This is a genomic window from Aeromicrobium sp. UC242_57 (assembly GCF_044452305.1).
In the GTDB taxonomy this organism is placed as follows: Bacteria; Actinomycetota; Actinomycetes; order Propionibacteriales; family Nocardioidaceae; genus Aeromicrobium.
Genome location: NZ_JBIOAM010000005.1, coordinates 698,734 through 725,414 on the forward strand (window position 1 = coordinate 698,734; position 26,681 = coordinate 725,414).

Annotated in this window: 37 protein-coding genes and 5 pseudogenes; 11 read left to right on the forward strand and 31 right to left on the reverse strand. The window is 67.9% G+C overall.

Annotation, left to right across the window (positions count from 1 at the left end):
• Positions 1 to 23 precede the first annotated feature (23 nt).
• Positions 24 to 506, forward strand: coding sequence for a sulfurtransferase (locus tag ACHMWU_RS25845; RefSeq protein ID WP_396048369.1), 483 nt, complete (start codon positions 24 to 26; stop codon positions 504 to 506).
• A gap of 30 nt (positions 507 to 536) precedes the next feature.
• On the opposite strand, the gene ACHMWU_RS25850 is transcribed toward ACHMWU_RS25845, so the two are convergent.
• The gene (locus ACHMWU_RS25850) at positions 537 to 2,069 is read right to left on the reverse strand and encodes an MFS transporter (RefSeq protein WP_396048371.1); all 1,533 of its coding nucleotides are present in this window, start codon (positions 2,067 to 2,069) and stop codon (positions 537 to 539) included.
• 102 nt (positions 2,070 to 2,171) lie between these two features.
• Here ACHMWU_RS25850 and ACHMWU_RS25855 point away from each other — a divergent pair, with 102 nt between their 5' ends.
• Positions 2,172 to 2,699, forward strand: a complete 528-nt coding sequence (locus ACHMWU_RS25855; RefSeq protein ID WP_396048373.1) for a TetR/AcrR family transcriptional regulator — start codon at positions 2,172 to 2,174, stop codon at positions 2,697 to 2,699.
• A gap of 133 nt (positions 2,700 to 2,832) precedes the next feature.
• A complete protein-coding gene (locus ACHMWU_RS25860) occupies positions 2,833 to 3,102 on the forward strand; it encodes a DUF2277 domain-containing protein (RefSeq protein WP_396048375.1) in 270 nt (89 codons plus the stop codon).
• Here the strand turns inward: ACHMWU_RS25860 and ACHMWU_RS25865 are convergent.
• From ACHMWU_RS25865 to ACHMWU_RS25885, 5 genes are all read right to left on the reverse strand, one after another.
• On the reverse strand, positions 3,062 to 3,661 hold the full coding sequence (locus ACHMWU_RS25865) for an IMPACT family protein (protein ID WP_396048377.1): 600 nt from the start codon (positions 3,659 to 3,661) through the stop codon (positions 3,062 to 3,064). The two genes, ACHMWU_RS25860 and ACHMWU_RS25865, sit on opposite strands and share 41 nt — an antisense overlap.
• Positions 3,662 to 3,732: 71 nt before the next feature.
• On the reverse strand, positions 3,733 to 4,239 hold the full coding sequence (locus ACHMWU_RS25870) for a class I SAM-dependent methyltransferase (RefSeq protein WP_396048379.1): 507 nt from the start codon (positions 4,237 to 4,239) through the stop codon (positions 3,733 to 3,735).
• Entirely contained in the window at positions 4,223 to 4,498 is a 276-nt protein-coding gene (locus tag ACHMWU_RS25875; protein WP_396048381.1) for a hypothetical protein, read from the reverse strand. The genes ACHMWU_RS25870 and ACHMWU_RS25875 overlap by 17 nt, the downstream gene beginning before the upstream one ends.
• Positions 4,495 to 4,779, reverse strand: a complete 285-nt coding sequence (locus tag ACHMWU_RS25880) for a hypothetical protein (protein ID WP_396048383.1) — start codon at positions 4,777 to 4,779, stop codon at positions 4,495 to 4,497. Before ACHMWU_RS25880 ends, ACHMWU_RS25875 begins: the two co-directional genes overlap by 4 nt.
• Positions 4,776 to 5,228 (reverse strand): enoyl-CoA hydratase-related protein, encoded by a 453-nt coding sequence (locus ACHMWU_RS25885; protein WP_396048385.1) that lies wholly within the window; start codon positions 5,226 to 5,228, stop codon positions 4,776 to 4,778. Before ACHMWU_RS25885 ends, ACHMWU_RS25880 begins: the two co-directional genes overlap by 4 nt.
• A 181-nt stretch (positions 5,229 to 5,409) precedes the next feature.
• On the opposite strand from ACHMWU_RS25885, the gene ACHMWU_RS25890 reads away from it, so the two are divergent.
• The 3 genes from ACHMWU_RS25890 (at position 5,410) to ACHMWU_RS25900 (ending at position 6,539) form a co-directional block, all read left to right on the forward strand.
• A complete protein-coding gene (locus ACHMWU_RS25890; protein ID WP_396049225.1) occupies positions 5,410 to 5,697 on the forward strand; it encodes a WhiB family transcriptional regulator in 288 nt (95 codons plus the stop codon).
• A 162-nt stretch (positions 5,698 to 5,859) separates the two neighbouring features.
• Positions 5,860 to 6,186 (forward strand): DUF4235 domain-containing protein, encoded by a 327-nt coding sequence (locus ACHMWU_RS25895; RefSeq protein ID WP_396048387.1) that lies wholly within the window; start codon positions 5,860 to 5,862, stop codon positions 6,184 to 6,186.
• Positions 6,171 to 6,539, forward strand: a complete 369-nt coding sequence (locus ACHMWU_RS25900; RefSeq protein WP_396048389.1) for a pyridoxamine 5'-phosphate oxidase family protein — start codon at positions 6,171 to 6,173, stop codon at positions 6,537 to 6,539. The genes ACHMWU_RS25895 and ACHMWU_RS25900 overlap by 16 nt, the downstream gene beginning before the upstream one ends.
• Here ACHMWU_RS25900 and ACHMWU_RS25905 read toward each other — a convergent pair.
• Positions 6,536 to 6,799, reverse strand: a complete 264-nt coding sequence (locus tag ACHMWU_RS25905) for a hypothetical protein (RefSeq protein WP_396048391.1) — start codon at positions 6,797 to 6,799, stop codon at positions 6,536 to 6,538. The genes ACHMWU_RS25900 and ACHMWU_RS25905 overlap by 4 nt on opposite strands.
• Before the next feature lie 59 nt (positions 6,800 to 6,858).
• Between ACHMWU_RS25905 and ACHMWU_RS25910 the strand changes: the two genes are divergently transcribed.
• The gene (locus ACHMWU_RS25910; RefSeq protein ID WP_396048393.1) at positions 6,859 to 8,184 is read left to right on the forward strand and encodes a glycosyltransferase family 61 protein; all 1,326 of its coding nucleotides are present in this window, start codon (positions 6,859 to 6,861) and stop codon (positions 8,182 to 8,184) included.
• Here ACHMWU_RS25910 and ACHMWU_RS25915 read toward each other — a convergent pair.
• Positions 8,181 to 8,882 (reverse strand): universal stress protein, encoded by a 702-nt coding sequence (locus tag ACHMWU_RS25915; protein WP_396048395.1) that lies wholly within the window; start codon positions 8,880 to 8,882, stop codon positions 8,181 to 8,183. The two genes, ACHMWU_RS25910 and ACHMWU_RS25915, sit on opposite strands and share 4 nt — an antisense overlap.
• A 59-nt stretch (positions 8,883 to 8,941) precedes the next feature.
• On the opposite strand from ACHMWU_RS25915, the gene ACHMWU_RS25920 reads away from it, so the two are divergent.
• The 4 genes from ACHMWU_RS25920 (at position 8,942) to ACHMWU_RS25935 (ending at position 11,816) form a co-directional block, all read left to right on the forward strand.
• Positions 8,942 to 9,349 carry a hypothetical protein gene (locus ACHMWU_RS25920; protein WP_396048397.1) on the forward strand — a complete coding sequence of 136 codons (408 nt, stop codon included), beginning with the start codon at positions 8,942 to 8,944 and terminating at the stop codon, positions 9,347 to 9,349.
• Between the two features lie 102 nt (positions 9,350 to 9,451).
• Complete coding sequence (locus tag ACHMWU_RS25925; RefSeq protein ID WP_396048399.1) at positions 9,452 to 9,727, forward strand: putative quinol monooxygenase; 276 nt, start codon at positions 9,452 to 9,454, stop codon at positions 9,725 to 9,727.
• A 14-nt stretch (positions 9,728 to 9,741) separates the two neighbouring features.
• Positions 9,742 to 10,476 carry a hypothetical protein gene (locus ACHMWU_RS25930; protein ID WP_396048401.1) on the forward strand — a complete coding sequence of 245 codons (735 nt, stop codon included), beginning with the start codon at positions 9,742 to 9,744 and terminating at the stop codon, positions 10,474 to 10,476.
• Positions 10,477 to 11,630: 1,154 nt separating this feature from the next.
• The gene (locus tag ACHMWU_RS25935; protein ID WP_396048403.1) at positions 11,631 to 11,816 is read left to right on the forward strand and encodes a hypothetical protein; all 186 of its coding nucleotides are present in this window, start codon (positions 11,631 to 11,633) and stop codon (positions 11,814 to 11,816) included.
• 56 nt (positions 11,817 to 11,872) lie between these two features.
• Here the strand turns inward: ACHMWU_RS25935 and ACHMWU_RS25940 are convergent, their stop codons facing one another.
• The 23 genes and pseudogenes from ACHMWU_RS25940 to ACHMWU_RS26050 form a co-directional block, all read right to left on the reverse strand.
• Positions 11,873 to 12,163 carry a hypothetical protein gene (locus ACHMWU_RS25940; protein ID WP_396048406.1) on the reverse strand — a complete coding sequence of 97 codons (291 nt, stop codon included), beginning with the start codon at positions 12,161 to 12,163 and terminating at the stop codon, positions 11,873 to 11,875.
• 342 nt (positions 12,164 to 12,505) lie between these two features.
• A pseudogene (locus ACHMWU_RS25945) lies at positions 12,506 to 13,318 on the reverse strand (crotonase/enoyl-CoA hydratase family protein).
• A complete protein-coding gene (locus ACHMWU_RS25950; RefSeq protein WP_396048408.1) occupies positions 13,273 to 13,440 on the reverse strand; it encodes a hypothetical protein in 168 nt (55 codons plus the stop codon). The pseudogene ACHMWU_RS25945 and the gene ACHMWU_RS25950 overlap by 46 nt, the downstream one beginning before the upstream one ends.
• Positions 13,437 to 13,619, reverse strand: a complete 183-nt coding sequence (locus ACHMWU_RS25955; RefSeq protein ID WP_396048410.1) for a hypothetical protein — start codon at positions 13,617 to 13,619, stop codon at positions 13,437 to 13,439. Before ACHMWU_RS25955 ends, ACHMWU_RS25950 begins: the two co-directional genes overlap by 4 nt.
• 8 nt (positions 13,620 to 13,627) lie before the next feature.
• Positions 13,628 to 14,095, reverse strand: coding sequence for a hypothetical protein (locus ACHMWU_RS25960; protein ID WP_396048412.1), 468 nt, complete (start codon positions 14,093 to 14,095; stop codon positions 13,628 to 13,630).
• A gap of 66 nt (positions 14,096 to 14,161) precedes the next feature.
• Positions 14,162 to 14,353 carry a hypothetical protein gene (locus tag ACHMWU_RS25965; RefSeq protein ID WP_396048414.1) on the reverse strand — a complete coding sequence of 64 codons (192 nt, stop codon included), beginning with the start codon at positions 14,351 to 14,353 and terminating at the stop codon, positions 14,162 to 14,164.
• A 134-nt stretch (positions 14,354 to 14,487) separates the two neighbouring features.
• A pseudogene (locus tag ACHMWU_RS25970) lies at positions 14,488 to 15,554 on the reverse strand (hypothetical protein); the annotation flags it as partial.
• Between the two features lie 6 nt (positions 15,555 to 15,560).
• Positions 15,561 to 15,773 (reverse strand): biotin/lipoyl-binding carrier protein, encoded by a 213-nt coding sequence (locus ACHMWU_RS25975; RefSeq protein ID WP_396048416.1) that lies wholly within the window; start codon positions 15,771 to 15,773, stop codon positions 15,561 to 15,563.
• A gap of 67 nt (positions 15,774 to 15,840) precedes the next feature.
• Entirely contained in the window at positions 15,841 to 16,641 is an 801-nt protein-coding gene (locus ACHMWU_RS25980) for a carboxyl transferase domain-containing protein (protein ID WP_396049226.1), read from the reverse strand.
• Complete coding sequence (locus tag ACHMWU_RS25985; protein WP_396049227.1) at positions 16,599 to 16,901, reverse strand: carboxyl transferase domain-containing protein; 303 nt, start codon at positions 16,899 to 16,901, stop codon at positions 16,599 to 16,601. Before ACHMWU_RS25985 ends, ACHMWU_RS25980 begins: the two co-directional genes overlap by 43 nt.
• Positions 16,853 to 17,122 carry a hypothetical protein gene (locus ACHMWU_RS25990; protein WP_396048418.1) on the reverse strand — a complete coding sequence of 90 codons (270 nt, stop codon included), beginning with the start codon at positions 17,120 to 17,122 and terminating at the stop codon, positions 16,853 to 16,855. The genes ACHMWU_RS25985 and ACHMWU_RS25990 overlap by 49 nt, the downstream gene beginning before the upstream one ends.
• A 167-nt stretch (positions 17,123 to 17,289) precedes the next feature.
• Entirely contained in the window at positions 17,290 to 18,087 is a 798-nt protein-coding gene (locus tag ACHMWU_RS25995; protein WP_396048420.1) for an AMP-binding protein, read from the reverse strand.
• A 116-nt stretch (positions 18,088 to 18,203) separates the two neighbouring features.
• Positions 18,204 to 18,581 (reverse strand): annotated as a pseudogene (locus tag ACHMWU_RS26000) (AMP-binding protein); the annotation flags it as partial.
• Positions 18,582 to 18,682: 101 nt separating this feature from the next.
• Positions 18,683 to 18,799 (reverse strand): annotated as a pseudogene (locus tag ACHMWU_RS26005) (hypothetical protein); the annotation flags it as partial.
• A 195-nt stretch (positions 18,800 to 18,994) separates the two neighbouring features.
• Positions 18,995 to 19,735 (reverse strand): SDR family oxidoreductase, encoded by a 741-nt coding sequence (locus ACHMWU_RS26010; protein ID WP_396048422.1) that lies wholly within the window; start codon positions 19,733 to 19,735, stop codon positions 18,995 to 18,997.
• Entirely contained in the window at positions 19,728 to 20,177 is a 450-nt protein-coding gene (locus tag ACHMWU_RS26015; protein WP_396048424.1) for a MaoC/PaaZ C-terminal domain-containing protein, read from the reverse strand. The genes ACHMWU_RS26010 and ACHMWU_RS26015 overlap by 8 nt, the downstream gene beginning before the upstream one ends.
• Positions 20,174 to 21,054, reverse strand: a pseudogene (locus tag ACHMWU_RS26020) (branched-chain amino acid ABC transporter permease). The gene ACHMWU_RS26015 and the pseudogene ACHMWU_RS26020 overlap by 4 nt, the downstream one beginning before the upstream one ends.
• The gene (locus tag ACHMWU_RS26025) at positions 21,051 to 21,773 is read right to left on the reverse strand and encodes an ABC transporter ATP-binding protein (RefSeq protein ID WP_396048426.1); all 723 of its coding nucleotides are present in this window, start codon (positions 21,771 to 21,773) and stop codon (positions 21,051 to 21,053) included. The pseudogene ACHMWU_RS26020 and the gene ACHMWU_RS26025 overlap by 4 nt, the downstream one beginning before the upstream one ends.
• Before the next feature lies 1 nt (position 21,774).
• Positions 21,775 to 22,530, reverse strand: coding sequence for an ABC transporter ATP-binding protein (locus ACHMWU_RS26030; protein ID WP_396048428.1), 756 nt, complete (start codon positions 22,528 to 22,530; stop codon positions 21,775 to 21,777).
• A 10-nt stretch (positions 22,531 to 22,540) separates the two neighbouring features.
• Entirely contained in the window at positions 22,541 to 23,590 is a 1,050-nt protein-coding gene (locus ACHMWU_RS26035) for a branched-chain amino acid ABC transporter permease (RefSeq protein WP_396048430.1), read from the reverse strand.
• Positions 23,580 to 24,776: an ABC transporter substrate-binding protein gene (locus ACHMWU_RS26040; protein WP_396048432.1), complete on the reverse strand. Its 1,197-nt coding sequence runs from the start codon at positions 24,774 to 24,776 to the stop codon at positions 23,580 to 23,582. Before ACHMWU_RS26040 ends, ACHMWU_RS26035 begins: the two co-directional genes overlap by 11 nt.
• A gap of 151 nt (positions 24,777 to 24,927) precedes the next feature.
• Entirely contained in the window at positions 24,928 to 26,148 is a 1,221-nt protein-coding gene (locus ACHMWU_RS26045; protein ID WP_396048434.1) for an acetyl-CoA C-acetyltransferase, read from the reverse strand.
• Entirely contained in the window at positions 26,141 to 26,572 is a 432-nt protein-coding gene (locus ACHMWU_RS26050) for an acyl-CoA thioesterase (RefSeq protein WP_396048436.1), read from the reverse strand. Before ACHMWU_RS26050 ends, ACHMWU_RS26045 begins: the two co-directional genes overlap by 8 nt.
• Positions 26,573 to 26,681 lie beyond the last annotated feature (109 nt).

Genomic DNA, 26,681 nt, shown 5'->3' on the forward strand with positions numbered 1-26,681 from the left:
CTTGGATCGGGGTCGACGTCCGGGTGCTCGACGGCGGGCTGCCGGCCTGGCAGGACGCCTCACCACAGGTGCCCGATCGGACTGAGCGAGACGCGGTTCCCACCTGGGAACCCGTGGTCCGCTCGGGGTTCTGGGCGAGCCACGACGACGTCCTCGACATCGTCGAAGGCCGCACCGTCGCGACCCTGGTCTGCGGTCTGGGCCGTGACGCGTTCACGGGAGCGGCCCCGACCCGCTACAGCCGCCGGGGTCACATCCCCGGCAGCGTCAACGTGCCGGCCAGGGACCACATCGGCGCAGACGGCCGGTTGCGCGCTGCAGCCGAGCTCGGCGCACCGTACGCCGAGCTCGACCAGCGCCCACTCGTCCTGTACTGCGGCGGCGGGATCTCGGCGACCTTGAACGCCTTCGCCCTGGCCGAGGCCGGCGTCCACGACGTCCTGGTCTACGACGGCTCCCTGGAGGAGTGGTCCGCCGACCCGGCCCTCCCTCTCACCGGCCCCTGAACCGCCCTGCGACCGTGACCGGCGTCGGGATCAGGCGTTCTTGAGCGTCCGCCACGACACGATCGCGGCCATCAGGGCCAGGCCGATGGCGACCGCCGACGTGTACTGCACGCCGAGGTCGAAGGCCGACCGCGCCGACTCCAACAGGCCCTCGCCGACCTCGTTGGGGTAGAACTTCGCCGCCTCGACGGTGCCGCCGAGCGTCTCGAAGGCGCCCTGGCGCTCGCCCCACTCCAGCATCGCCGGGTAGGTCAGGTGCGTGCGGTAGGTCGACGTCAGGACCGTGCCCAGCACGGCCGTCCCCAGCACGGCGCCGATCTCGTAGGCAGTCTCCGAGATCGCCGACGCCGCACCGGCCTTCGACGGCTTGACCGCCGACAGCATCAGGTCGTTGGTCAACGTCTCGGCCATGCCGATGCCGATGCCCATGACGGCAAAGGCGACCGCGACGGAGACGACGGTCGGCGTGCCGGTCAGCGCCGTGACGGCGTACCCGGCGGCCGACGCCGCGAAGCTCACCGTGACCAGGACTCGCGCAGAGATGAACTGCACGAGCCGCACCGCTGCGAACCCGGCGAGTACCGTGGCCGCGAGGCCCGGCAGCAGCACCAGCGCCGAGTCCATGGGGCTCAGCCCCATCACGAGCTGCGACAGCTGGGCGCCGAGGAACAGGAATCCGGTCAGGCCCATGAGGCTCAGCAGGTTCGCGATGATCGCGCCGGTGAAGACCCGGTTGTGGAACAGCGTCAGGTCGATCATCGGTGCGGCGCTGCGGCGCAGGCGACGGATGAAGGCCCAGGCCGACACGATGCCGATCGCGAAGGCCGTCAGCGTCAGGTCGTCCAGACCGTGCTCGGCGACGTTCTTGATCGCGAAGACCGTCGGGAGCATCGCGAACAGCGACAACGAGATGGCCCAGAGGTCGAGCGGTCCCGGATCGGGGTCGCGCGACTCCGGCAGGAGCACGAGCGCCAACGGGATGAGGGCCAGGATGATGGGGGCGTTGATGAAGAACACCGAGCCCCACCAGAAGTGGCCGAGCAGCCAGCCGCCCAGGACGGGACCCAGTGCGGCGCCGCCGGAGAACATCGCCGCCCAGGTCGCGATCGCGATGCGACGGTCGCGGACGTCGGGGAACACGTTGCGGATCAGCGACAGCGTCGACGGCATCAACGTGGCACCGAAGACGCCCTGCAGGAACCGCGCGCCCATCAGCATCTCGGCGCTCGTGCTGTAGGCCGCGAGCAACGAGGCGAAGCCGAAGCCGATCGCGCCGATCAGCAGCAGCCGGCGGCGTCCGAAGCGGTCGCCGATGCTGCCCATCGCGATGAGCAGGCCAGCCAGCATGATCGCGTACAGGTCGACGATCCACAGCAGCTGTGTGCCGCTGGGCTTGAGGTCGACGCTGACCGCCGGGAGCGCGAAGCTCAGGACGGTGTTGTCGACCGAGACCATGAGGACGGGGAGCATGAGCACGGCCAGCGCCGCCCATTCGCGGGCCCCGGCCCTGGTGTCGTTCATGGTGCTGGTGTTCGTGGTGCTGGTGTTGTCGAGCATGGTCATGTCGTCCTCCTCACGGTTTTGTGGCTACCTTTCAACTATACCGTCCAGACGGTACAGTCACGACCATCTGGGGGGTGATCTGCGCCTCGGTACAGTGAGGCCATGCCACCCCAGGAGCGTTCGACCCGAGACCGTCTCCTCGACGCCTTCGAGACCCTGCTCGTGACCGCCGGCAGCCGCTCGGCCACCCTCGACGCCGTGGCATCCGCGGCCGAGGTGTCCAAAGGCGGGCTGCTCTACCACTTCCACAGCAAGGACGAGCTGGTCGACGGCATGCTCGACCGACTGCGCGAGCAGGGCAAGGCAGACGTCGAGAAGATGCGTACCGCGCCTGAGGGGCCGGTCGAGTTCTACCTGACGACGTCGATCAACACCGGGAGCGACTTCGACCGCGCCCTGATCGCGACGGGCCGCATCGCCCAGGAGAACGACTCCCGCGCCTCGGCCGCGCTCGCCGACCTGCGCGACGACTGGTTCGCGGTGCTGCGCGACCACATCGACGACGAGCCCCTCGCCCGCACGATCCAGCTGATCGGCGACGGCCTCTACTTCGACGACACGACCGGCCTCAGCGAGAAGAACGCCATCAAGCACGTCAAGAACGTCCTGAAAAGGCTCAACGCCCTCTAACCCACCCCCCCACCATCTCCGCGAGTGGTGCGGGTTGGTCTTTTTCGAGACGGCGTGTCGGTCCAGGACGCACCACTCGCGGACCGGATTGCACCACTCGCGGGGACGGGGTGCGTGGGGTTAGCCTGCAAGCATGTGCCGAAACATTCGAACTCTCCACAATTTCGAGCCGGCCGCCAACGATGACGAGATCCGTGCCGCCGCTCTCCAGTACGTCCGCAAGATCAGCGGATCGACCAAGCCGTCGAAGGCCAACGAAGAGACCTTCTGGCGTGCCGTCGACGAGATCGCCCACATCACGGGGCACCTTCTCGACGACCTGGTGACCAACGCGCCGCCCAAGGACCGCGAGGTCGAGGCCATCAAGGCCAAGGAGCGGTCAGCCAAGCGCTTCGCGTCCTGACGGTCGATCCCGTCACGTCTCGAGGTCGTGCCAGGTGGTCCCGAGCGCAGTGACTGCACCGCGCCCAGCCGTCGCTTCGGCGACCTGACGCTCGAACAGCACAGGATCGATGACGTTGACGGTGAAGGTGACCCGCGAGCCGTAGTCGACGGCGGTCACCGCGCCCCAGCGCACGCAGCCTGTTGTCGAGCGGACCAGCGTCAGCCGGCATCGCCACGACCGACATGACGTGGCGCAGCCCGCGCTCCTGCACACCGGCCACGTCGAGCGCCGCTGCCACCGCATCCCCGTACGCCCGCACGAGACCGCCCGCACCCAGCAGCGTCCCGCCGAACCAGCGTGAGACGACCGCGACGACATCGCTGATCTCGCGGCGGGTGAGCACCTCGAGCATCGGCGCCCCGGCGGTCCCGGACGGCTCGCCGTCGTCGTTGGAGCGCTGCAGCATCGCGTCGTGACCGATCACGAACGCCGTGCAGTGATGCCGTGCGTCGTGGTGCTCACGCCGCACGGCATCGATGAGCTCCCGCGCCTCGGCCTCGGACTCGACCCGGCGCACCTGTCCCAGGAAGCGCGACCGCTTGACCTCGAGCTCAGCCGAGGCCGGACCGGCGATCGTGCGGTAGGACGTCAGGACTTGCGGGCTTCAGGAAGATGCTCGGACCGAAGTTGCTCTTGGCCAGGCGCGCCTGCGTGACCCGCTCTGCGGCCAGCATGACGCTGGTCGGCAGCGCCCGCTTGAGCCGCTGGCTGCGCAGGTTGGACACCGACAAGCTTGCTCTCGAGCTGCAGACCCGCAGCGGAGAGCTGACCGACGACGGTGTCGACGTTGTGGTTGACGAACGCGATGGCGTCGGGCTCGTCGGCCTTGGTCTGGCGGATGTCGACCGGCGTGGTCGGCAGCGCGCGGCCTTCCTTCTTGTGCCGGCGACGGTTCTTGTAGTGACCGTAGTTGGCGACCTCGATGATCGCGGTGCCACCGGGAGCCAGGACGCGGGCGATCTCGGCAAACTCGGCGGTCGGCTCGGGGATGTGGTGCATGACCCGCACCATCGTGATCAGGTCGAGCTCGCCGTCGGCGAACTTGAGGTCGTCGGCCTGCATCTGGACCTGCTTGATGTCAGTGCCTTCGAGCACCTTCTTTGGCCGCTTCGAGCTGCGTGGCCGCCGGCTCGGCAAGGGTCACCTCGTTCGCGAACGAGCGCAGCAACAGGCACAGCCGACCGAATCCGCCGCCGATGTCAGCCGCCTTGGAGTAGCGGTTGCCCTTCAGCAGGCGCCGGATCGCGATGTGCTCGGCTGCGTTCTCGTAGTCGCGGTTGTCCCAGTACTTGGTGTAGTCGTAGTTGCGCTCGTACTGGTTGGCAACCTTCTTGCCGGGATTCTCGTCAGTCACGCCCAGAACCCTAGCAACCAACCGGCTAGGACCCGAATCAGCCGAAGGTCCGGGGCCCGAAAAACCGGCTTCTCCTTGGCGGCACCGGCCTTGCGCGCGATCGAGGTGTTGCGGGCCTTGAACATCGCGGCCTGCAGACGTCGCTCGAGCCGGTAGGCGCCGCGCAGGCTCGCGTGCCTGGTCCCGTAGATCAGCTGCTCGGTGGCGGCGACCGAGTCGGGCGACCGTTCGACGATCTGCTCGACGAGCGCGAGCGCCGCCTGCAGCGGATCTTCGCTCACCTCGGTGGCCAGTCCGGCTCACCGGCGCGTTCGCCGCTGAACGTCTCGCCGGTCATCGACAGCCGCATCGCGACGTCGGCGGGCAGCAGCTCGCTGAACGGGACCGTCCCGCCCATGTCGGGAACCAGGCCCCACTTGGCCTCGAGGATCGCCCAGGTGGCGTCAGGGGTCGTGAACCGGAAGTCGGCGCACGCCGCGAGCTGGAGCCCTGCGCCGTAGCAATGGCCCTGGATGACGGCGATGACCGGCACCGGGAGCGTCCGCCAGATCTGGTTGACCTGCTGGAACTGGTTGACGGTCCGCGGCCCGGCGAAGAAGTAGCGCGCCACCCTCTTCTTGTCCTTGAACGCGGCCGCGAAGTCGAGGCCGGCGCAGAACGATCGGCCCTTGCCCTGCAGCACGACGGCCCGGATGTCTCGGTTGCCCCGCAGGCTCTTGGCGGCCGCCACCAGCCTCGGCGATGGTCTCCAGGTCGACCCCGTTGAGCTTGTCGGGGCGGTTGAGCGTCACATAGGCGACGTTGCCGTCGATCTCGGTCAGGACTCTCGATTCGGTCATGCCGCTATGTTACCCGCGAGTAGGCAGCGAGCACACATGTTTGAAACCGCAACAGGGGGGCACAGCCCTCCTATGGTGAATGTCAATCGACTACCCGGTCCCATGATCGACGCGTACGAGTGGCAGTACGAAGGCCTCTGCAAGGGCGTCGACAGTTCCGTGTTCTTCTCTCCCGAAGCCGAGCGCGGCGCGAAACGCGAACGCCGCGAAGAGGCCGCCAAGAAGCTGTGCCGCCGCTGTCCCGTGATCGAACGGTGCCGCGAGCACGCTCTGGCCGTGCGCGAGCCCTATGGCGTCTGGGGCGGCATGACCGAAGGCGAACGCGCGGCGCTGGCCCGCATCGCCAAGATCGCCAGCTGATTCACCCATGACCACCAGCGTGGACGCCATGTCTCGGGGGCACGGCGTCCATGTTGGCTGCCCCTAGGAGCTGCACCGTGACATCTGCCAAGAAGCCGAGCACCTCGGCGAAGATTCTCTACCGGCCCGTGGGCGTCGTCAAGCTCCGTCATCGGCGGGCTCGTGGCCAGCCTGCTGTTCAAGCAGGTGTGGAAGCGCGTCAGTCCGACCGACGGCGACGATCCGCCCGGGCCGCTGCAGTCGGAATATCCGTTCAAGGAGATCCTGCTCGCAGCGGTGCTGCAGGGTGCGATCTACGCTGTCGTCAAGGCCGTGATCCAGCGGCAGGGTGCCAAGGGCTTTCAGCGGGCGACGGGCGAGTGGCCCGGGCGCGAGCCACTACAGGAGGCAAGCCATGGACGACGCCAACCGCCATCTGTCGATCCTCGACGAGACCGAGTGCTGGGGAGCTCCTGCAGTCGGCCGTCGTCGGCATGGTCGCCTTCGTGAACACCGACGGGCAGCAGCTGATGCCGGTCAACATCCAGGCGCTCGACCGCCGGGTGTACTTCCGCATCGACGACACGACCTCCTTGGGGGTGCTCGCCGAGGGGCACGACGACGTCGCGATGTCTGCCACCCACGCCGACACGATGTACGGCAACGGGTGGAACGTGACGGTCCGCGGCAGCAGCCGACGGGTCGATGACGACACGCTCCGCGAGCAGCTGACCACGCCCATCGGCGCACGGCCTGGGCCGGTGGCGACCGCACCGTCATCGTCGAGGTGCAGCCCCGCAGCATCGACGGACGGCGCGTCCACCACGCCTGAGGTCCCCGAGCCTGCGCCCTGTTGCTCCTAGACTCGGGCGGTGGCAACCGACTCCTGGGTCGCGGCAGCGCGCCGCACGTGGCGATCCCGTCGCCTGCACGTGCGCGCACGGTCGATCCTGCAGATGCTCGGGCCCACCCCGGCCGAGCCCGTCGTGGTGCTGGCCGACGACTGCGACCGCACGACGGCCGAGGCGCTGGTCGGCCACCTTGACGGCATCGACGCCCGCATCGTGACCGATGTCGACGTCCTCGGTGCCTTGCGTGGCGGGCCGGCTCCCGGTGCGATCATCGACACCCGCTCTGACAGCGACGGATTCGCGACCTTCAAGCAGGTCGTGGGGGCCGTCGTTGAAGGCGGCGTCTACGTGGCCGCCACGGGCGACCGCGCCTGGTCGACCAGCTGGCTGCCCTGGCCTCCGCGAAGCCCGGAGACAAAACCGCCGCCGCACGACGAGGACCGAGCTGGTCACGAGCGTCGAGACGCTGCCGACCAGCCACGGTCTCGGCGCGGTCCGCAAGCTTCGCGGGCACTACTTCACTCTGCGACACGACGAGGTCGAGGCGACCCTCGCCCAGCGGTACGGCGACGACTGGGGCGACGTCATGGTGACGCGGGACGCCTACCGGTACGACTCTCGAGCCGACCTCGTGATGCACGGCGAGCCCGCACCTCGCGAGAAGCAGCCGATCATCGAGGTTCCGGCCCTGTCGGTGCGCCGGTATGCCGAAGCGACGTGTCGAGTGCGCGAGATCGTCACCCGCGACAACCTGATCCTGCCCGACTCCTTCCGGCACTGGAACAGCCCACAGCTGTTCCACAAGCAGGTCATCGCGATGTCGAAGCACTTCGGTCGCCTCGTCGACGAGGTCGAGCACACGCCCGTGCGGAGGGTCGACGGTGGGCTCTTCTCCTTCGACTCGGCGTTCCCGACCCATTTCGGTCACCTGACGACCGAGACGATCTCGCACCTCTGGGGCTGGGAGCACGCCGTGGCCGCGAACCCCGATCTGCGGGTCGTCATGACCCACCAGGCCGGCAAGAAGGCGCTCCCGTCGTGGAAGGCGGCGATCCTGCAGGCGCTCGGCGTGCCGACCGACTCCATCGAGTGGGTCACCGAGCACGAGGCTGTGCAAGCCGAGTCGCTGGTGGCTGCGATGCCACAGCTCGAGAACCCGTTCTACGTCGACCGCGACCTGACGGCGACATGGGCGCGGCTGTACGACGGTCTCGGCGCCGACCCCGATCGCGACAGCCGTCCCGAGAAGATCTTCGTGTCACGTCGGGCGAAGTCGCAGCGATACTGCACCAACGCCCCGGAGGTCGAGGCGTTCATGCAGGCGCAGGGGTACACCGTCGTACTCCCCGAGAAGATGCCGTACACCGAGCAGGCCCACACGTTCAGCGCCGCGAAGGTCATCGCCGGGTTCGCCGGCAGCGGCCTGTTCAACATGATGTTCAGCCCCAGCGCGCGGATCGTGATCCTGACGAGCCAGAACTACGTCGCCGCCAACGAGTACCTGTTCGCCTCGGCGACCGGCAACGAGATCCACTACTTCTGGGCCTGCCCGCAGGTCGAGCGTCCCGAGCACGGGAACTCCGTCGACGCCTACCGATCGGACTTCACGTTCCCGCTCGACGAGCACCGCGAGGCTCTGACGAAGGTGCTGCGCTAGACGTCCTGCCCGCGGAAGGACGCCGGGACGACAGCGACGGGGCACGTCGCGACCCCGACGACCTTCTGCGCGAACGAGTCGGTCAGCACCAGGAGACCCGCCTGCTCGGCGGCCGCCAAGGCAACCTCACGTGCGTCGCCCTCGCTCTGCACGACCTGCAGCTGCGGCTCCGCGGCTCTGCGCCACCTGCCGAGCGAACTCCACCGCGACCTGTGCCGACGACTCCTCGTCGACCACGACCACGACCGGCCCCTGGTCAGACGAGTCGTGCCACTCGTCGGGCACCACGACGACAGGACAGCCGGCGTGCTGGACGAGGTGGTGCGTGACCTCGCCCTCGAACATCTGACGTACCAGGGCTTGCGCGCGGGCGGACCGATGACGATCAGTCGGGCCTGGTGCGACTCCTGCTCCAGCACGCCGGGAGTGTGCCCCTTGGCGAGCACGGTTTCGACCTGCAGCCCAGGGTGTCCCTGCTCGACCAGGCCGACCGCGTCGTCCAGGACGTCCTGCGCGCCAGCACGGTACGAGGCCGGGATGTCGACCCCGGCCACCGCGACGGGCGGCGACGGGGGCACGGCGTACGACCGCACGAGTCGCAGCGCGCACTGCGCCCGCACGGCCTCGCGCGCGGCGTAGTCGAGGATCGTCGACTGTCGATCGGCAACGCCGACCAGCACGGGTCGAAGGTCAGTCATCGTGATCTCCTGGGTCGCCGGGGGTGGGCTACCAGCATCTCGCGTCGTAGTCTCGCAGCATGCACCCCGTCCCGGTGTTCGACGACTACCTCGACGCACTGCCTCCTGACCGCGCTGACGTCCTGCGCGATGTCATCGACCTGGTCGAGAGCGCGCTGCCCGCCGGATACGTCCGCCAGATGGACTTCGGCATGCCCACGTGGGTCGTCCCGCTCGAGACGTACCCCGACACGTACAACGGCCACCCGCTCGGGGTCGCCGCGCTCGCCGCACAGAAGAACTACACCTCGTTGTACCTGCAGGGCTGCTACGCCCAGCCCGACGAGCTGGAGACGTTCCGGGCCGACTGGCGTGCGTCCGGCAAGAAGCTCGACATGGGCAGAGCTGCGTGCGGTTCAAGCGCTTCGACGACCTGGCGACCGAAGCCGTCGCCGCGACGATCCGCCGTACGACCCCCGACGTCCTGATCGCCCTGCACGAGCAGGCGCACCCGCCGCGACAGAACTAGGATCAGTAGCCATGATCATCATCAACGTCCGCTTCCACGTGCTGCCCGAGCACGCCGAGCAGTGGCCCAGCTGTCACGTGAGTTCACCGAGGCCACCCGCGCCGAACCGGGCAACCTCTGGTTCCGCTGGTCACGCAGCCTCGACGACCCGAACGAGTACGTCCTGCTCGAGGCGTTCAAGGACGACGCTGCCGAGGCGCACGTGAAGTCGGCGCACTTCGTCAAGGCCATGGCCGACTTCCCGCAGTGGCTCGAGTCGACTCCGCACATCATCAACACCGTGGTCCCCGACGAGGACTGGGGTCTCATGGGTGAGCTGCAGATCGACCGCGACTGAGAACCGGACCCGTCATGGATCCGGCATCTCCCCGCGTCCTGGTCGCCGGCCATGACGCCCGGGCCGGCCGGTCGGCGGCGGTCGAGCTGACGCTCGCGTTCCTGCTGCTGCGGAGCACACGCAGCGACTGGTCGGGGCTCGTGCGCGTCTACGTGCCTCAGGGCCCGACCGTCGCGTTCAGCTCGCGCGACCTGCGGCGTCCCGGAATCCTCGCGGCCGCCGACCTGGCGCGGTCTGCCGGCTTCGAGCCGGTGATCCGCTCGGCCGGCGGGCAGATGGTCGCGTACGACAGCGGTGCCGTCGTGATCGACCACGTGACCCGCAGCTCAGACCTGCGGCAGGCCGGTGCATCGACGTTCGCCGACAACGCCGCGAGCCATCGCGACGTCCTGCGGTCGCTGGGGAGACCTCGATGCGCGCGTCGGTCCGGTCGACGGCGAGTACTGCCCCGGCGAGTTCAGCATCAACGTCGCAGGTCAGGCCAAGGTCGTCGGATCGGCGCAACGCATCACCGGCACGGGCTCACTGTTCAGCACCGTCGTCCAGGTCGCGATGTCCGACGACGTGCGCGCTGTCATCATCGCCGTCTCGGAGGCCCTGGGGTACGCCTGCGAACCGACTCGATCGCGGGGCTCGCCGACTTCGAGCCGTCGTTGAACTCCGAGGACGTCGCCGCCGCGTTTGCCGCCGACTACCGCGATCGTCTGCGGATGAGCGAGGGCCAGCGCCCCCGGAGGTCGTCGATCTAGCCTTGGGCGTCGACGCCGTACCGGCCGAGGCGGGACCGTTCAACGTCGATGCTTGGACCCGCGCGCAGCCTCCGGTCTCGTGACCATCGCGAAGACCAGATCGCGCGAGGCGCTCATCGAGCTGGAATTGGCCGATGATTGTCGAGTTCTGGCTGTCGGCGAGAACGGCCTACTTCTGAGCAGATGCTAGATTGTTCGGGTAAGTCAGTGATTTCGCCGCCAACGAAATAGCGATGTTACCCGAACGGGAGGTGTGAGCTCATGACACATGAAGAGATGCTGACGGCTAGCGAGTTGGAGCGTCGCATCGTCAAGCCAGTACGCGACCGCCTGCCCGACAGCTGGAAGGCCACGGACGCCGTTGAGCCGCAGAAGGGTTTGCCTCGGCCCGACTTGTCTATCGAGCGAGGCTCCCGACGGGAGGGCAGCGAAACTTCTTGTGGAGGTCAAGCAGGTCATCGAGCGCCGAGACGTCGCACGCATCGCTGAGCGGGCTCGCTCCATGTTCGCGGAATCCGGAGAGGTTCCGGTCGTGGCGGCTCGCTACCTATCGATGTCGGTGCGTGAGGCTCTCGCAGAGGTCGGGCTCGCTTACGTGGACGCTACCGGCAATATGCGCATCGCTCTCGACTCTCCGGCTATCTTCATCGCTGACCGAGGAGAGGACCGAGATCCATGGCGCAAAGGACGCCCGCGCGGCACGCTCAAGGGTGAACCCGCGGCACGTGTTGCGCGCGCGCTATTGGACTACGACCGCGACTGGACCGTCCGTGAACTCATCGCCGCTTCAGGTGCGTCCACTGGCGCAACGTACCGGGTCTTGGAGTACCTGGAACGCGAGGACCTCGTTGTCAAGGACGACAAACGATCGCGAGTGACCGACTGGGAGCGGTTGCTGCGCTCGTGGAGCGCGGACGCCGCCTTTCAGTCAACGACGCGGGTGATGGCGTTTATCGACCCGCGGGGAGTGGATAAGCTTCTCGAGCAAGATCGGCAAGGGGTCGGCCTTTCCTGTCGCTGTGACGGGGTCAATTGCTGCGAGGCAGTGGGCGACCTATGCGCCGGCGAAGGCCGCCTACGTCTACGTTTCGTCGATCCAGGAGGCTTCGGAGCAGTGGGGTCTACGGCCCAACACTGCCGCGCCCAACATCATCTTGCTCGAACCGAAGACTGTTGGCGATGTGCCGTTCCAGAACACCGTGCTGACCGAAGGCGGCTACCCGGTGGCAGCGCCTGCGCAGGTTGCCGCCGACCTCTTGAATGGGCCAGGGCGCGAACCTGCCGAAGGCGACTACCTGATCGAGTGGATGAAGGCGAACGAGGAAAAGCTGGCGTCGTGACTGACGAAGTGGCCATGGCGCGGACGGGCCTTCTCGACGCCCTGACGGCGTTGAAATCACACCTCGATGCGCTTGTCATCATCGGTGCCCAAGCCGTCTACCTGCACACCGGAGGGACGGAGATCGCCCTTGCCGAGTTCACCACTGACGGCGACGTCGCGGTCGACCCCGACCTGCTGGGCTCCCGATCCGCTGATCGAGGATGCGATGAGCGCTGCAGGCTTTATGCCGGATTCACGGCCGAGCGCGATTGGGTCGTGGATCTCGCCGCGCGGAGTACCGGTCGACTTGATGGTGCCCACGCCGTCGCCGGAGCCGGACGCCGCGGGGTCCGTGTGCCGCCGCACGGCTCGAAGGCGATGCGGAGGGCGCGAGGTATCGAGGCAACCTTGATCGACAAGTCCACGATGGTCATCCGAGCGCTCGATCCTGCAGCCGAATCTCGAGAGATCGAGGTCTTGGTGGCTGGGCCGGCGGCCCTGTTGGTGGCCAAACTACACAAGATCGACGATCGACTCGAGACCCCGTCAAGGCAGGACAACAAGGACGCTCACGACGTCTACCGTCTGCTGAGGGCAATCGATACCCAGGTGTTCGTTGAAGCAATCGATCGTCTGCTGAGCGAAGAGTCCAGCAGGGCGGTAACGCGCGAGGCACTCGACCAGCTCCGCGAGCTGTTCGCCCAAGGATCAAGTGCCCGTGGGTCCCTCATGGCTGGCGCCGCTGAGGCTGGTGGGGGACCCGACTGCTGTATCCGAAAGTGTGACACTGCTGGCGCAAGATCTCCTTGAGGCTCTGGAACCCTGAGGCTCGTGGACGCGTGGTCGCCAGGCGCCAAGACACACGGCGAGCGAGACGTCGGTGAACCGTGGCGCCCGTTTCTCGGCAAACGCTGTCGCACCTTCTCGGGCGTCATTCGACGACCAGACCGGCTCGACCATGACCTGCTGGCGCTCCCACTGCTCATCCGGCGTCCACGACGGCGCGGTGCGCAGCACCTGCTTGCTGACCTGGACCGCCGCCGGGCTGTTGGCGGCGATCTCTTCGGCGAGGTCGAGCGCAGCGCGCAATGCCTCGCCCGGAGCGGTCAGCACGTTGACGAGGCCGGCTCGCGTGGAGCCGGGCGGCCGAGATCTCGCTGCCCGTCAACGCCAGTGCATCGCGATGTTGCCCGGCAGCCGCTCGGGCAACCTCAGCAGTGCGCCGCCGTCGGCGACGAGGCCACGCTTGACCTCGGGGATGCCGAGCCGGGCGTCGTCGGCGACAACCATCAGGTCGCAGGCCAAGGCGATCTCGAGCCCGCCGGCCAGGGCGAAGCCCTCGACGGCAGCGATCAGCGGCTTGCGAGGCGGACGCCGGGTCAGCCCGGCGAAACCGTACTCGGGATGCTCACCGAGCTCCCCGTCGAGGAATGCCTTGAGGTCGAGCCCGGCGCAGAAGCCCGAGCCGGCACCGGTCAGCACGGCGACTCGCAGGGTCGGGGTCTCGTCGAGCCGTTCCATGGCCCGGCCAGCTGCTCGGCGACGGCGTCGTTGATCGAGTTGCGCGCCTGCGGCCGATCGATCGTGATGACCAGGACGTGCTTGCCGAACACCTCGGTGCCGACGACGGGTGAGGCGATCATGACAGCTCCTCGATCGGCAGGAGCCCGACGTGGACGGACTCAGGAAGTGGCCCACGGCACTGGATGCTGGCGACCCCGGCCTGGTCGGCCGGTCGGACCAGCACCGAGGCGTGCGCCCAGGTGTAGCGCACATCGGTGCCCTCGGTCGTCCGCTCGCCGTGCAGGATGCCACCGAGCAAGGCATCGGTCAGGGCCAGGTCGCGCGACCGCAGGGTAGTGGAGACCAGCTTCGCCTGCCGCGTGGGCTCTTCCTCCACATGAACTCCCACCACCGGGGTTCTTGGCACCCGGTTGCCGGGAAGTTGTCGACGTCGCGCTCGCGGGTCGCCATCAGCTCGGCCGGCGGCGGAAACGCTGCGGTCGTGTCGGCCAGCTGGATCACGACGCGGTGCGTGACCTCGGGCATGAGGAAGGCTTCTCGCCACTTGCCGTACGAGTAGTCCTCGCCGACGACCTCGAGTCCCAGCGCCCGCACCTGCGCGACCGCCTCGACGAGGTCGGGACCGTGAACGTGAGGTGGTCGCGGCGACTCGCCGTGCGTCGCGACGAACCGGTCGAGGAATCCTCCGGGCGCCTCGGGCTCCATCGGCTCCAGACGTCCGCCGCCGTCCGCGTCACCGACGTGGAACAGCACGTACCGGAAGTCGTCGAGCACCTCGCCCGCGATCGGGGTGGCTCCCAGCTTCGCGCCGCAGCCAGCGTCCCGTCGCGGCGATGTCGGTCACCGCGACCGACGTGTGGTGTAAGCGTAGCCGTCAGGCATCGGCGAGCAACGCCTTGAGCCTGGCCGGATCGTCGAGGATGTCGCGGCACGTCTGGCCTTGGCCCACTGGTCGGTCGCCAGGAGCGCCCGGTGGAACGGCAGCAGGGTCGCGATGCCCGTGACGGTGTACGCGTCGAGGGCTTCGAGCATCGCCTGGGTCGCCGACTCGCGGTCGGGTCCCCAGACGACGCTTGGCCAGCATCGGGTCGTAGTAGGGCAGCACCTGGGGTGCCGGACGTGACGCCCGAGTCGACGCGCACGTGCTCGCCGGTCGGCTCGACGTACTCGTCGATCGTGCCGGGGTTCGGCAAGAACCGCTTGGCGGCGTTCTCGGCGTTGATCCGGCACTCGATCGCATGCCCGTTGATCACCAGATCGTCCTGCGCGAACGACAGCGGTTCGCCCGCGGCGATGCGCACCTGCTCGGCGACGATGTCGACGCCCGTGACCATCTCGGTGACGCAGTGCTCGACCTGGATGCGCGTGTTCATCTCGAGGAAGAAGAACTCGTCGCCGACCAGCAGCCCCTCGACCGTGCCAGCCGAGCGGTAGCCCACCGCACGAGCGGCCTCGATCGCGATCGCGCCGATGCGTTCGCGCGCTGCGGCGTGACCTGCGGGGCCGGTGACTCCTCGATGGCTTCTCGGTGCCGTCGCTGGATCGAGCAGTCGCGCTCGAAGAGATGGACGACCGAGCCCTGCGAGTCGGCCAGGACCTGCACCTCGACGTGACGCGGATCTTCGAGGTAGCGCTCGAGGTAGACCGTCGCGTCACCGAAGAAGCGCTGACCCTCCCCGCTGGCTCCTTCGATCGCGGCTTCGAGCTGATCTGGCGATGAGGCGACCCGGAAGCCCTTGCCGCCGCCTGCACCGGATGCCTTGACCGCGATGGGGTAGCCGATGTCGGCCGCCATCGCGGTCGCCTGCTCCAACGACGTGATGGCGTCGAGCGATCCGGGCACAACCGGGACGCCAGCCGCGGACATCGTGTTGCGGGCCGCGATCTTGGAACCCATCGCCCGCATCGACGCCGCCGACGGGCCGATGAAGACCAGCCCGGCGGCCTCGCACGCGTCGACGAAGTCGGGATTCTCCGACAGCAGGCCGTATCCGGGGTGGATGGCCTGGGCGCCGCTGCTGAGCGCGGCCTCGATCACGGCGTCGATGCGCAGATAGCTCTCAGCCACCGGCGCTCCGCCGATCGCCACAGCGTGATCGGCAGCCTTGACGTGCAGCGCATCGGCCTCGACGTCGGAGTGCACCGCGACCGACTCGATGCCGAGCTCGCGCAACGTCCGCATGACACGGACCGCGATCTCGCCGCGGTTGGCGACCAGTATCCGGGTGAACACGGCGCCTCAGTCCAGCGTCACGACGACGTCGCCGTCGTCGACCGCATCGCCTTCGCCGACGTGGACCTTCGTGACGGTGCCGGCGGTCTCAGCCTCGACCGGGATCTCCATCTTCATGGACTCCAGGATCACGACGGCGTCGCCCTCGGCCACCTCGTCGCCCTCCTTGACCAGGACCTTCCAGACCACGGCGGTGGTGTCGGACTCGATGTCAGTCATGGGTTCTGCCTTTCGTTGATACGGGCTTCGGTCGTACGGGGTGTCGTGCTGGGTGTCGGACGGAGCGTCACGGGCGCAGGCTCCACTGCCTCTTCTGCGGTCCCAGGTTGGTCGCGACCTTGTGCATCGACGCGTTGAGGAAGGCGCAGACGATCTCGCGGGTGTCGCGCGGGTCGATCATGTTCTCGACACCGAAGGCCTCGGCGGTCTTCCACGGATCGGAGAGCTCGAGCATCCGCTGCTCGGCGAGGCGGCGGTACTCGACGGGATCGTCGGCCGCCTCGATCTCGCGCTTGAAGCCGGCCTCGACGCCGCCCTCGATCGGCAGGTCGCCCCACTCGGCGGTGGGCCAGGCGATGCGCAGGCTCAGGCTGTCGGGGCTCGAGGTCGCCGAGACCGCCATGCCGTAGGCCTTGCGCACCTGGATCGTCACGACCGGGACCTCGGCCTCGATGATCGACTGGATGGCCCGCATGCCCCAGCGGACGACGTTGCCGCGCTCGGCGTTGGGGCCGACCATGAAGCCCGGGACGTCGACAAAGTAGACGATCGGCAGGTGGAAGGTGCTGCACGTGTCGACGAAGCGCACCTGCTTCTCGGCGGCGGCCGCGTCGAGTGCTCCGCCCAGGTGACGCGGATTGCTCGCGACGACGCCGACCGGGATGCCGTCCATGCGGGCGAAGCCGGTCGTGACGCTCTTGCCCCACTTGGGACCGACCTCGAAGAACGAGTCGGCGTCGACGACAGTCTTGATGACCTTCGACGCGTGATACGGCTGGCGCCGGTTCTCGGGGATGATCTCGAGCAGCTCGTCGCCGCGGCGGGTTACCGGGTCGGTGCGCTCGCCGCGCGGGGGGCAAGCTCCCAGACGTTCTGCGGCAGGTAGCTCAGCACGGTCTGCATCTGGCGGATCGCATCGTCCTCGTCCTCGGCGATGTTGTCGATCGCGCCCGAGCCGGAGGTGTGGATCTTCGCGCCGCCGAGCTCGAACTTGTCGATGTCGAGGCCGAGGGCTCGCTTGACCAGCGGCGGGCCGCCGGCGAACATCACCGAGTCCTTGGTCATGACCGAGAAGTGGCTCAGGACGGTGCGGCCTGCGGTGCCGCCGACGGCCGCGCCGCTGACCATCGCGAGCACCGGTACCTCGGCGAGCAGCTCGTACGACCGCTTCCAGCTGAGCGGCTGACCAGGTAGGAGTGGCCCTTCTCGGCCTGGGCGGCGACGTCACCGCCGATGCCTTCCATGAACATCACGAGCGGGATGCGGTACTCGTGGGCGAGGTCCTCGACGAATCCGCCGAGTCCGCCCTTGAGCCGGTCGAGGTAGGTCTGCGGGGCACCGCCGCGCACCGTGAAGTCCTCGCCGCCCAGCGCGACGGGACGTCCGGCGAACTCCGCGAAGGCCCATGACGTCGCTGGCCGGGAGCTGCCCGATCAGGTTGCCGTTGACGTCGACGTCGTCATACGTCGTGAACTCGCCGATCTCGTAGAACGCGCTCGAGGCCCGCTCGATGCGCTCACGGATCGTGTACCTGCCCTGCTGGTGAGCGCGATCGATCCGGCGCTCGCCACCGAGCTTGCGGGCCTCGGCGCGACGCTTGTCGAGCTCCTCCAGGGCGTTCTTCCACGTGAAGCTCACCGAGCAACCTCTCTGTCGTCGCGGGGGCTCGTGTCGCTCCCCGCTGGTAGATGTCTGGTCCTTCGATGTCGACGGACAGCCGCCGCTTCTGGATCACGCCGGTGCCGACGCTGCGCACGAACGTCGAGGCCTGCGTGAGCTGCAGGATCTGGGGCACCGCGTAGCGGGGCAGGCTCTGCTCGCAGTAGGCGAAGAAGTCGTCGACGTCGAAGTCCGTGCCCTCGTCGGGGACCACGAAGACCTTGATCTCGTCCTCGCCGCCCATCTCGTCGAGGACGCCGATCACGGCGCACTCGACGACGCCCGGCGCAGTGCCGATGACCGACTCCAGCTCGTAGGCCGAGATGTTCTCGCCGCGGCGGCGCAGGCTGTCGGTAAGCCGGCCCACGAACGTCAAGTAGCCGTCGGCGTCGAGGCGACCGAGGTCGCCGCTGTGGAACCACAGACCCCGCCATGCCTCGACGGTCGCGTCGTCGCGACGCCAGTAGCCGAGCGTCATCATGTTCGCGGCCTGCGGACGGATCACGATCTCGCCGACCTGACCGGTCTCGACCGGCACTCCGGCGGGGTCGTGGATCTCGATGTCGAAGCCCGCGCACGGCCAACCGGCGCTGCCACGGCGCTGGTGGCCGCGTGACTCGAACGTCGGGCCGTCGGCCTCGGTCTGGCCGAACATGCTGAGGATCGAGATGCCGAGACCGTCCTCGAAGTACTCGTAGGCCTCAGCCGGGGATGGGCGCACCGAGGAACCGGGTCAGCCGGGTGCTGCCCGCCGGACCCCGGGTCGGTCGTCATGACGACCGACAGCACGGCGCCGATCACGAACGCCCACGTGACCTCGAGCTCGCGGATCTGCGGCCACCACTTGCGGGCGCTGAACCGGCGGTCGAACGAGAGCACCGAGCCCGACTGGATCACCGCTGGCAGGACGATGTGCGCGTCGACGTGGAAGAACGGCAGGACGAAGTAGCCGACGTCTCCCTCGTCGAGGTCGAGCACCCGGCCGACGACCGAGCCGAGGTTGGAGAAGTAGGCGCGCGGCAGCATGACGCCCTTGGACGCGCCCGTCGTGCCGCTCGTGTAGAGGATCGTGCCGAGCGCCGACGCTGCGAGCCGGACGGCGACCGCGTCCAGCGCGGCAGCCTGGTCGGCGCTGATGTCGGTGAGCACGAGCCGTCGGTGACGGCCAGCGGAACGCCGTCGACCGGAGGAAGACCGTCGGCCATCTCGCGCTCGGCCAGGATCACCGTGGGATCGCAGTCGCTGAGCACGAACTCCAGCATCGGTCCACGTAGCTCGGCGTTGACCGAGACCTCGACGGCACCGATCCACCAGATGCCGAACTGCCAGGCCAGACGCCACTCGGAGTTGCCGCTGACGAGAGCCACCCGATCGCCCTCGGCGACACCGATGCCGAGCAGGTGCTGGGCACACCGGCGAGCAGCGCCAGCGAAGCTCGCTGACGGTCCACTCGCCGTCGGGCCAGCGCAGCAGCGGCCGTGACGGGCGCAGCCGCTCGGCCTCCAGCAGATCGATGACGGGACCCTGCCGGTGGATGTCGGCCCCCTCGATGACGTGTCCCCTCACAGGTGCATCTCACCTCCGTTGACATCGAGCACGTGCGCCGTGACGTACGACGAGGCCGGCGACAGCAAGAACGCGACCGCCTCGGCGATCTCCTCGGGCTGGGCGAGGCGGCCCAGTGCGGTCGCATCCATCCAGCCCTGCTTGACCGTCTCGGGCACGTCCGCGAGCATCGGGGTCTCGACGGCGCCGGGTGCGACGGCATTGCACCGCACGCCGTGCTTCGCGAGCTCGAGCGCGACCGACTTCGTCAGCCCCACGATGCCGGCCTTCGCGGCGGCATAGTTGGTCTGACCGTACGAGCCGTGCCGTCCCGACGACGAGATGTTGACGATCGACCCCGTCGACGAGGCGCCGAGGTCGTCGGCCAGGATCTGGCAGCCCAACCACGTGCCGCGCAGGTGGACGTCGATGACCTGCTGCCACTCGTCGTCGCTCATCCGCTTCATGGTCCGGTCGCGGGTGATGCCGGCGTTGTTGACGAGTCCGTCGACGCCGCCGAGCTCGTCGCGCACCTGACGGGACGCCTCGTCCCACGACGAACGGCTGCTGACGTCGAGCCGGACCGCGAGGCACCGCTCGCCCAACGTATCGGCGACCTGCTGCGCCGCGTCGACGTCGCGGTCGGCGACGGCGACGTAGGCGCCGTCACGGATCAGCACCTCGCTGACCGCCCGGCCGATGCCCGAGGCGCCGCCCGTCACGACGTAGCGACGACCCGAGTGTCCGCGTTCATGCATCGGGATCTCCTGCCACGAGAAGGACGTCGGTGCCCTGCTGGACGACGGTGCCGTCGTGCTTGTGGACGGCGACGTCGAGCGTCACGACGCCCATGCCGGGCTTCGACGAGCTGGCCTTGAGCCCGCTGATGGTCTGGACGACGTGCACCGTGTCGCCGGCGAACGTCGGAGCCGACATCCGGCGGTCGACGTTGAGGTAGGCCTGGATCGCCAGGTCGTCGAGTCCCGGCGTGCGGAGCCCGCTCGAGATCGACAGGATCAGCAGTCCGTGCGCGATCCGGGCGCCGAAACCTGTGTTCTCCCTGACCCATTCGGCGTCCATGTGCAGCGGGTTGAAGTCACCCGACAGCCCCGCGAAGGCCACGATGTCGGCCTCGGTGACAGTCCGGCCTGAGGACGTGTACGACGTCCCCTGCTCGAGTTGGTTGAAGTAGAGCGTCACAGCTTGAGGTTCTCCTTGATGCCGATGATGCCGTTGGGTCTGAAGATCAGGAACACCACCAGGCACGAGACGACGATGGCTTCGAGCAACGTGCTCGACAGGTACGACGAGACCATCGCCTCCAGGATGCCGAGGACCATTCCGCCCAGCACCGCGCCGCGGATCGAGCCGATGCCGCCGATGATCGCGGCGATGAAGGCCTTGAGGGTGATGAGGAAGCCGAGGCCGATCGTGATGGTGCGGAAGTTCGTGATGTACATGAACACGCCGATCATGCCGATCGCACCGCTGAGCCCGTAGACCAGCGCGACGATGCGGTTGACCCGGATGCCCATGAGCCGGCCGTGGCCCGGTCTTGCGACACCGCGACGATCGCCTGACCGTGCCGACTTCGGGTCAGGAAGATCTGGAAGATCGCGACGATGCCGAGGGCGACGACCAGGTTCATGAGCGCCAGGTAGGTGATGCGCACCTCGCCGATCGCGATCGATCCCGATGGCAGCAACCCTTCGGGGAACGTCCGGGGCTGCACGCCCCAGAACAGCTGGACCAGGTTGCGCAGGACGAAGCCGGCGGCCATCGCGGCGATGAACGCCATGAAGAGCTGCTTGCGCGACATCAGTGGCCGGTAGATGACCCGCTCGATGCCGATCGCCAGGATCGCCGCGAGCATCATCGCGAACAGCACCGCGACCCAGAACGGTGCACCGAGGAGCATCAGGGTGCTGGCGAAGAACGCCGAGAAGATCAACGTGTCACCGTGGGCGAAGTGCATCAGGCCGAGCACCTGGTAGACGAGCCCGTAACCGACGCACCACAGGGAGTACTGCGCCCCGATCGCGATGCCGTTGACGAGCTGCTGCAGGAAGTAGGTCATGCGTGTGCCTCTCCGTGGTGCTCGAAGTAGTGCGAACCCACCTCGTCGGCGGTGACGTCAGCGGCATCGGCCTCGAAGACGATCTCGCCGTCGGTGAGCACTGCGATGCGGTCGCACAGCTCGAGAGCCTTGACGACGTTCTGCTCGACGAGGAGCACGCTGATGCCGGTCGACTGCACGAGCGACTTGAGTCCTTCGTAGACCTGGTCGATCAGCACCGGGGCCAGCCCGAGCGAGGGTTCGTCGAGCAGCAGCAGGGACGGGTTGGACATCATGGCGCGGCCGATCGCGAGGATCTGCTGCTCGCCACCGCTGAGTAGTCCGGCCGGCGAGCTGCGACGACGCTTGATGACGGGCCAGGCGTCGAGGTACGCCTCGATCTCGGCGTCGATCGCGGAGCGGTCCTTGCGGCTGTAGGCGCCGAGCTGCAGGTTGGCCTCGGTCGTCATGCGCGGGAAGACCCGGCGTCCCTCGGGGCACAGTGCCATGCCGCGCTCGACGACCCGGGCCGGTGAGTCCTTGAGCAGGGAGTCGCCCTGGAACGTCACGCTGCCTTCGGTCGCCCGCAGCTGACGCGACAGCACCTTCAGCAGCGTCGACTTGCCGGCGCCGTTGGGGCCGCACACCGCCAGCACCTCACCGGGCTCGACCCGCAGCGACAGGGAGTGCAGCACCTCCGTCACGCCGTAACCGGCGCTCACGTCCTTGACTTCGAGCATGTCATTCGCCTCCCACGTAGATGCTGCGGACGTGCGGGTCGCGGGCCACGTCATCGGGCAGTCCGTCCGCGATGACTTGGCCGCCGTCCATGACGACGGCACGGTGCGAGACGTCGAGCACCAGCTCGAGCCGGTGCTCGACCAGGAACAGGCTCATCGGCTCGCCGTCGGACTCCACCAGTGCGGTGACCATGCGGATCAGCTCGTCGGCCTCGTCGACCGACATACCGGCCGTGGGCTCGTCGAGCACCAGGACCTTGGGGCGCAGCGCGATCGCGCGGGCCAGCTCGAGCCGCTTCTGGTCGGCGTACGACAGGGCGCTCACGGTCTGGTCGAGCTTGTCCTGCAGGCCGACCTGAGCGAGTGCGAGCTCGGCGGCGTCCCTGGCAGCGGCGGCACGGCGACGCGCGGCAGGGGTGGCGAACATGTCGGCGAGCCAGCGCTGGGTCAGCGAGCGACCGCCGGTGATCTGCAGGTAGAGGCCGGCGACGGCGTTCTCGCGCACCGACATCTCCTGCACGAGGCGCAGGTTCTGGAACGTGCGGGCAATGCCGGCGCGCCGGATCGCCTCGGGCGACAGGCCCGACAGCGTCTCGCCGTCGAGGCTGACCGAGCCGTGGGTCGGTCGGTAGAAGCCCGTCATGACGTTGATCAGCGTCGACTTGCCCGATCCGTTCGGGCCGATCACGCCGACGATCTCGCCGGGGGCGACCGAGAACGACACGTCCTTGACCGCGACGACACCGCCGAAGGTCATCCCGACCCCATCAACGCGAAGCATCGCGCACCTGCTTTCCGCGTCGGGAACGTCGTTCGCCGAGGGCGTCCTTGAAGACCCCTCCGCGCAGGAACACCGCGATGATCACGGCGATGCCGATCAGGCCGACGCTGTAGTCGCTGATGCCGCGGAACTCCTCGTTGAGGAGCGTGAAGATCACGGCGACGGCGACCGCACCCGGCAGGCTCGCCATGCCGCCGATGATGACGTACAGGCTGAGCATGAACGAGGCGTCGAAGTTGAAGTCGGCGGGGCTGATGAACTGCAGCGTCGCGGTCAGGAACGCACCAGCGACGCCCACCAGGGCCGAGCTCAGCACCATCGCGGTGACGCGGATCTTCAGCGGCTTGATGCCCATGCTGCGGGCGGCGACGTCGTCGTACCGCACCACGAGCATCGAACGTCCGAGGAAGCCCGACGCGATCCGGCTGACGACGAGGTAGAGCACGACCAGCAGGCCGAGGCACAGGTAGTAGCCGGTGACCGGGTCGCCGAACGACAGGCCGAAGAAGTCGAGCGTCGGGATGCCGAAGAAGCCTTCCCGTCCGCGGGTCAGGTCTGGCAGGTTGGCCAACAGCTGGGCGACCGCGATCGTCAGCCCCAGCGAGATCAGGACGAAGTAGTCGCCCTTGACCCGCGCCGTGGCCAGCGCCAGAAGTCCACCGGCGACGCCGGCGACGAGAGCCGAGGCGACGATCGCGGCCTCGAACGACCAGCCGTGGTCGGTGACGAGGATCGCCGTCGTGTAGGCGCCGAGGCCGTAGAACGTGCCTTGCGACAAGTTGAGCATCCCGGCATAGCCCAACGACAGGACCAGGGGTGCGACGACGGCGGCGTTGAGGAAGGCGACCGTGAAGATCTGCAGACGGAACGGGGACGTCACGATCTGCGGGAGGAGGAAGGCGAGGGCCAGCACCACCGGGACGCCGATCGTGGCCACCTTGCTCAGGTACCGCGACGCGAGCGCCCGGTAGTCCGGGAGCGGGGGGCCCGCGGCCGGGGCGGATGCCCCGGCCACAGACACGTCGTTACGGGGCATCGGTGCGCTCGACCGTCCCGTCCGACTTCATGGTGTAGTCGGCGGCCTTCTCACGATCCTGCGGATCGGAACCGGTGACCTTCGACATCGTGCCGAACCGCTCCTTGGGAGTCAGGTCCTTCGTGAAGTCGATCGGCCCCAGCAGGCCCTCGCCCTTGGTCTGCGTGATGAACTCCAGCAGATCGGTCTTCGACGTCGCGCCAGCTTCGATCGCAGCGGCGATCGTCAGGACGCTGTCGAAGCTGTGCATGCTGGCGGTCGGGATGTTCTTGCCGTTCGCAGCCTTGAACTTGATGTCCATCTGCTCCAGCAGCGAGCCCTTCTCGGGGAACACGTTGGCGGGGTCCATCTGGTAGACGTCGCCCTGCGTGAGCGCCGAGCCGGCGGCGTCCGAGAAGGTCTGTCCCCAGCCCTCGCCGAGGAAGTCGACGAACGGCTGCTCCATGCCGGTGCGGCGCATCTGCGAGACGATCTTGCCCGCATCAGCCTGGAAGGCGCCGCTCATGACGACGTCGGGCTTGGACTTGTTGATGCGGGTCAGCAGCGTCGCGAAGTCGGCTGTGCCCTCGGCGTACGTCTGCTTGGAGACGTTCTTGGCGCCGTTGGTCTTCAGCGCCGCATCGAGCCCCTTGTAGTAGGAGTCGAGGAACGAGTAGTCGCCGGCGATGCTGCCGACCGACTTGGCACCCAGGTCGGTCGACGCGAAGTCGGCTGCGACCCGGGCGAAGTTCGACACCGCCGCCGACACGACGACGAGGTTGTCGGCGTCCGTGGTCAGGAAGTCTGCCGAGGCGAACGAGACGACGGCGGGGAGCTTGTACTTCTGGAGCACGACGCCGGCCGCCTGGGCCTGGCCGCTGCTGAGGAATCCGGTGAGGGCGAAGAGCTTGTCGTCGCCCGCGAACTTGGCGGCGATCGTCGTCGCAGCCTCGGTCTCCAGCTGGTCGTCGGCCGACTCGATGACGAACTTCTTGCCCTTGAGCGGGCCAGACTGCACGCCGCCCTTGTCGTTGAGGTACTCGGCGGCCAGCTTCGCACCGTCGACCAGATCTTTGCCGGTCTCTGCGGAGTCGCCGGTGAGCGGAGCGGAGACCAGGATGCGGATCTCCTTCTGGTCCGTTGCCGAGCCACCGCCGCTGTCGCCGCCACAGGCGGAGAGCACGAGAGCCGCGCCGAGGCCGAGCACGGCGGCGGAGATACCCGCTCGCTTCTTGAAGGCTTCATGTCTCTTACCTTCCTTGTTTCCTGCGTTGAACTTGGTTTCCCGAAATTGATTGGTCCCCGAATACCGGGTCTGTCCCCGAAATCTGTGTGTTCTGGTTGTTGTCTCTGGTCGTTCAGTCGAGCCGTTCGACGACCATGGCCATGCCTTGTCCACCGGCGACGCACATCGTCTCGACGCCGAGCTGGTGGTCTGCGAAGCGCAGCGAGTTCACGAGCGTGCTCGTGATCCGTGCGCCGGTGGAGCCGAACGGGTGTCCGACCGCGATGGCTCCGCCGTTGATGTTGAGCCGGTCGTCGGCGATGCCGAGTTCACGTTGGCTCGCGATGACCTGAGCGGCGAACGCCTCGTTGATCTCGAACTGGTCGATGTCATTGACCGTCATGCCGGCCAGCGCGAGGGCCTTGCGGGTCGCCTCGACGGGGCCCATGCCCATGATCTCTGGGGAGAGCGCCGATACCGCCGTCGAGACGATGCGCGCCAAGGGACGCAGTCCCAGCTCGCGGGCCCGGGTGTCGCTCATGACGATCAGGGCGGAGGCACCGTCGTTGAGCGGGCAGGCATTGCCCGCCGTGACCCGGCCGTTGGGCCGGAACACCGGGCGAAGATCGGCGAGGCCGTCGAGCGTCGTGCTCGGGCGGGGTGATTCGTCGGCGGTCAGCACGGTGCCGTCAGCGCGGGTGTACGGCGTGATGTCGGAGGCCCAGAAGCCGTTCTCCACCGCTAGGCGGGCTCGTTCTTGGGAGCGTGCGGCGTAGACGTCCATGTCTTCGCGGCTGACGTCGAACTGCAGGGCCACGTTCTCGGCGGTCTGACCCATGTCGATGTAGACGTCGGGCAGGTCACCGAGTGCGCGAGGGTCGGCCCAGGTGTCGGCGCCGGGATCACTCGCGGCGGCCGAGCGGGCTCGTGCGGAGTCGAACAGCGGATTCATGGTGCCGGGGATCGAGTCGGACTCGCCCTTGACGTAGGAGGAGCACGACTCGACGCCGGCCGAGATGAAGGCATGGCCCTCTCCCGCACGGATCGCGTGCATCGCCATGCGGGTGGTCTGCAGGCTGGAGGCGCAGTAGCGGGTCAGCGTGACGCCAGGCAGGTGGTCGTGACCGAGCAGGATGGCCGCGACTCGGGCCATGTTGAAGCCCTGTTCCCCGCCGGGTGAGCCGCAACCGAGCAGCAGGTCTTCGACCTCGGCGACGTCGAGCTCGGGAACTGCCGCGAGTGCCTGCCGGACGACCTGGGCGACCATGTCGTCAGGACGCTCGTCCTTCAGCGAACCCTTGAATGCGCGGCCGATCGGCGTGCGTGCCGAGGCGACGATGACTGCCTCAGGCATGGGTCACTCCCGGAGCCATCATCGTTGCGGCTGCCGCCCGCTCGGCGTCGGTGAGCAGCCGCGAGCGCCGCTCGTCCCGGTCCCACATGACCATCGTGACCGCGGTGCGAGCGACTTCGACGCCTTGCGGGGTGCGCACGACTTCTGCGGTGGTCAGGCTTCGTTGACCGACTCGCGAGACCTTGAACTCCACGTCGACTGCGCCGGCATCGATCAGCAGCTCGGCGACGTAGTCGATCTCGATGCGGACCACGACGTACTCATCCGGGAAGTCGACGCCGATGACGTCGCGCAGCCAGTGGGTGCGGGCTTCGTCCAGCAGCGTCAGCATCGTGGCGTGATAGACGTGCGCCTGGTGGTCCAGGTCGCGCCAGCGCAGCGGAACCCGAATGACTCCAGGCTGCGTCCCGTTCGTACTCGTCACGTGCTCTCCGCTTCTTATTTCAACCAACTGATATAAGAACGGTAATCGTCGCCCCGGAGTGTGTCAAGGATCATTTTTCGCTGTATCCAGGCGAGCGGGATGGTATGTT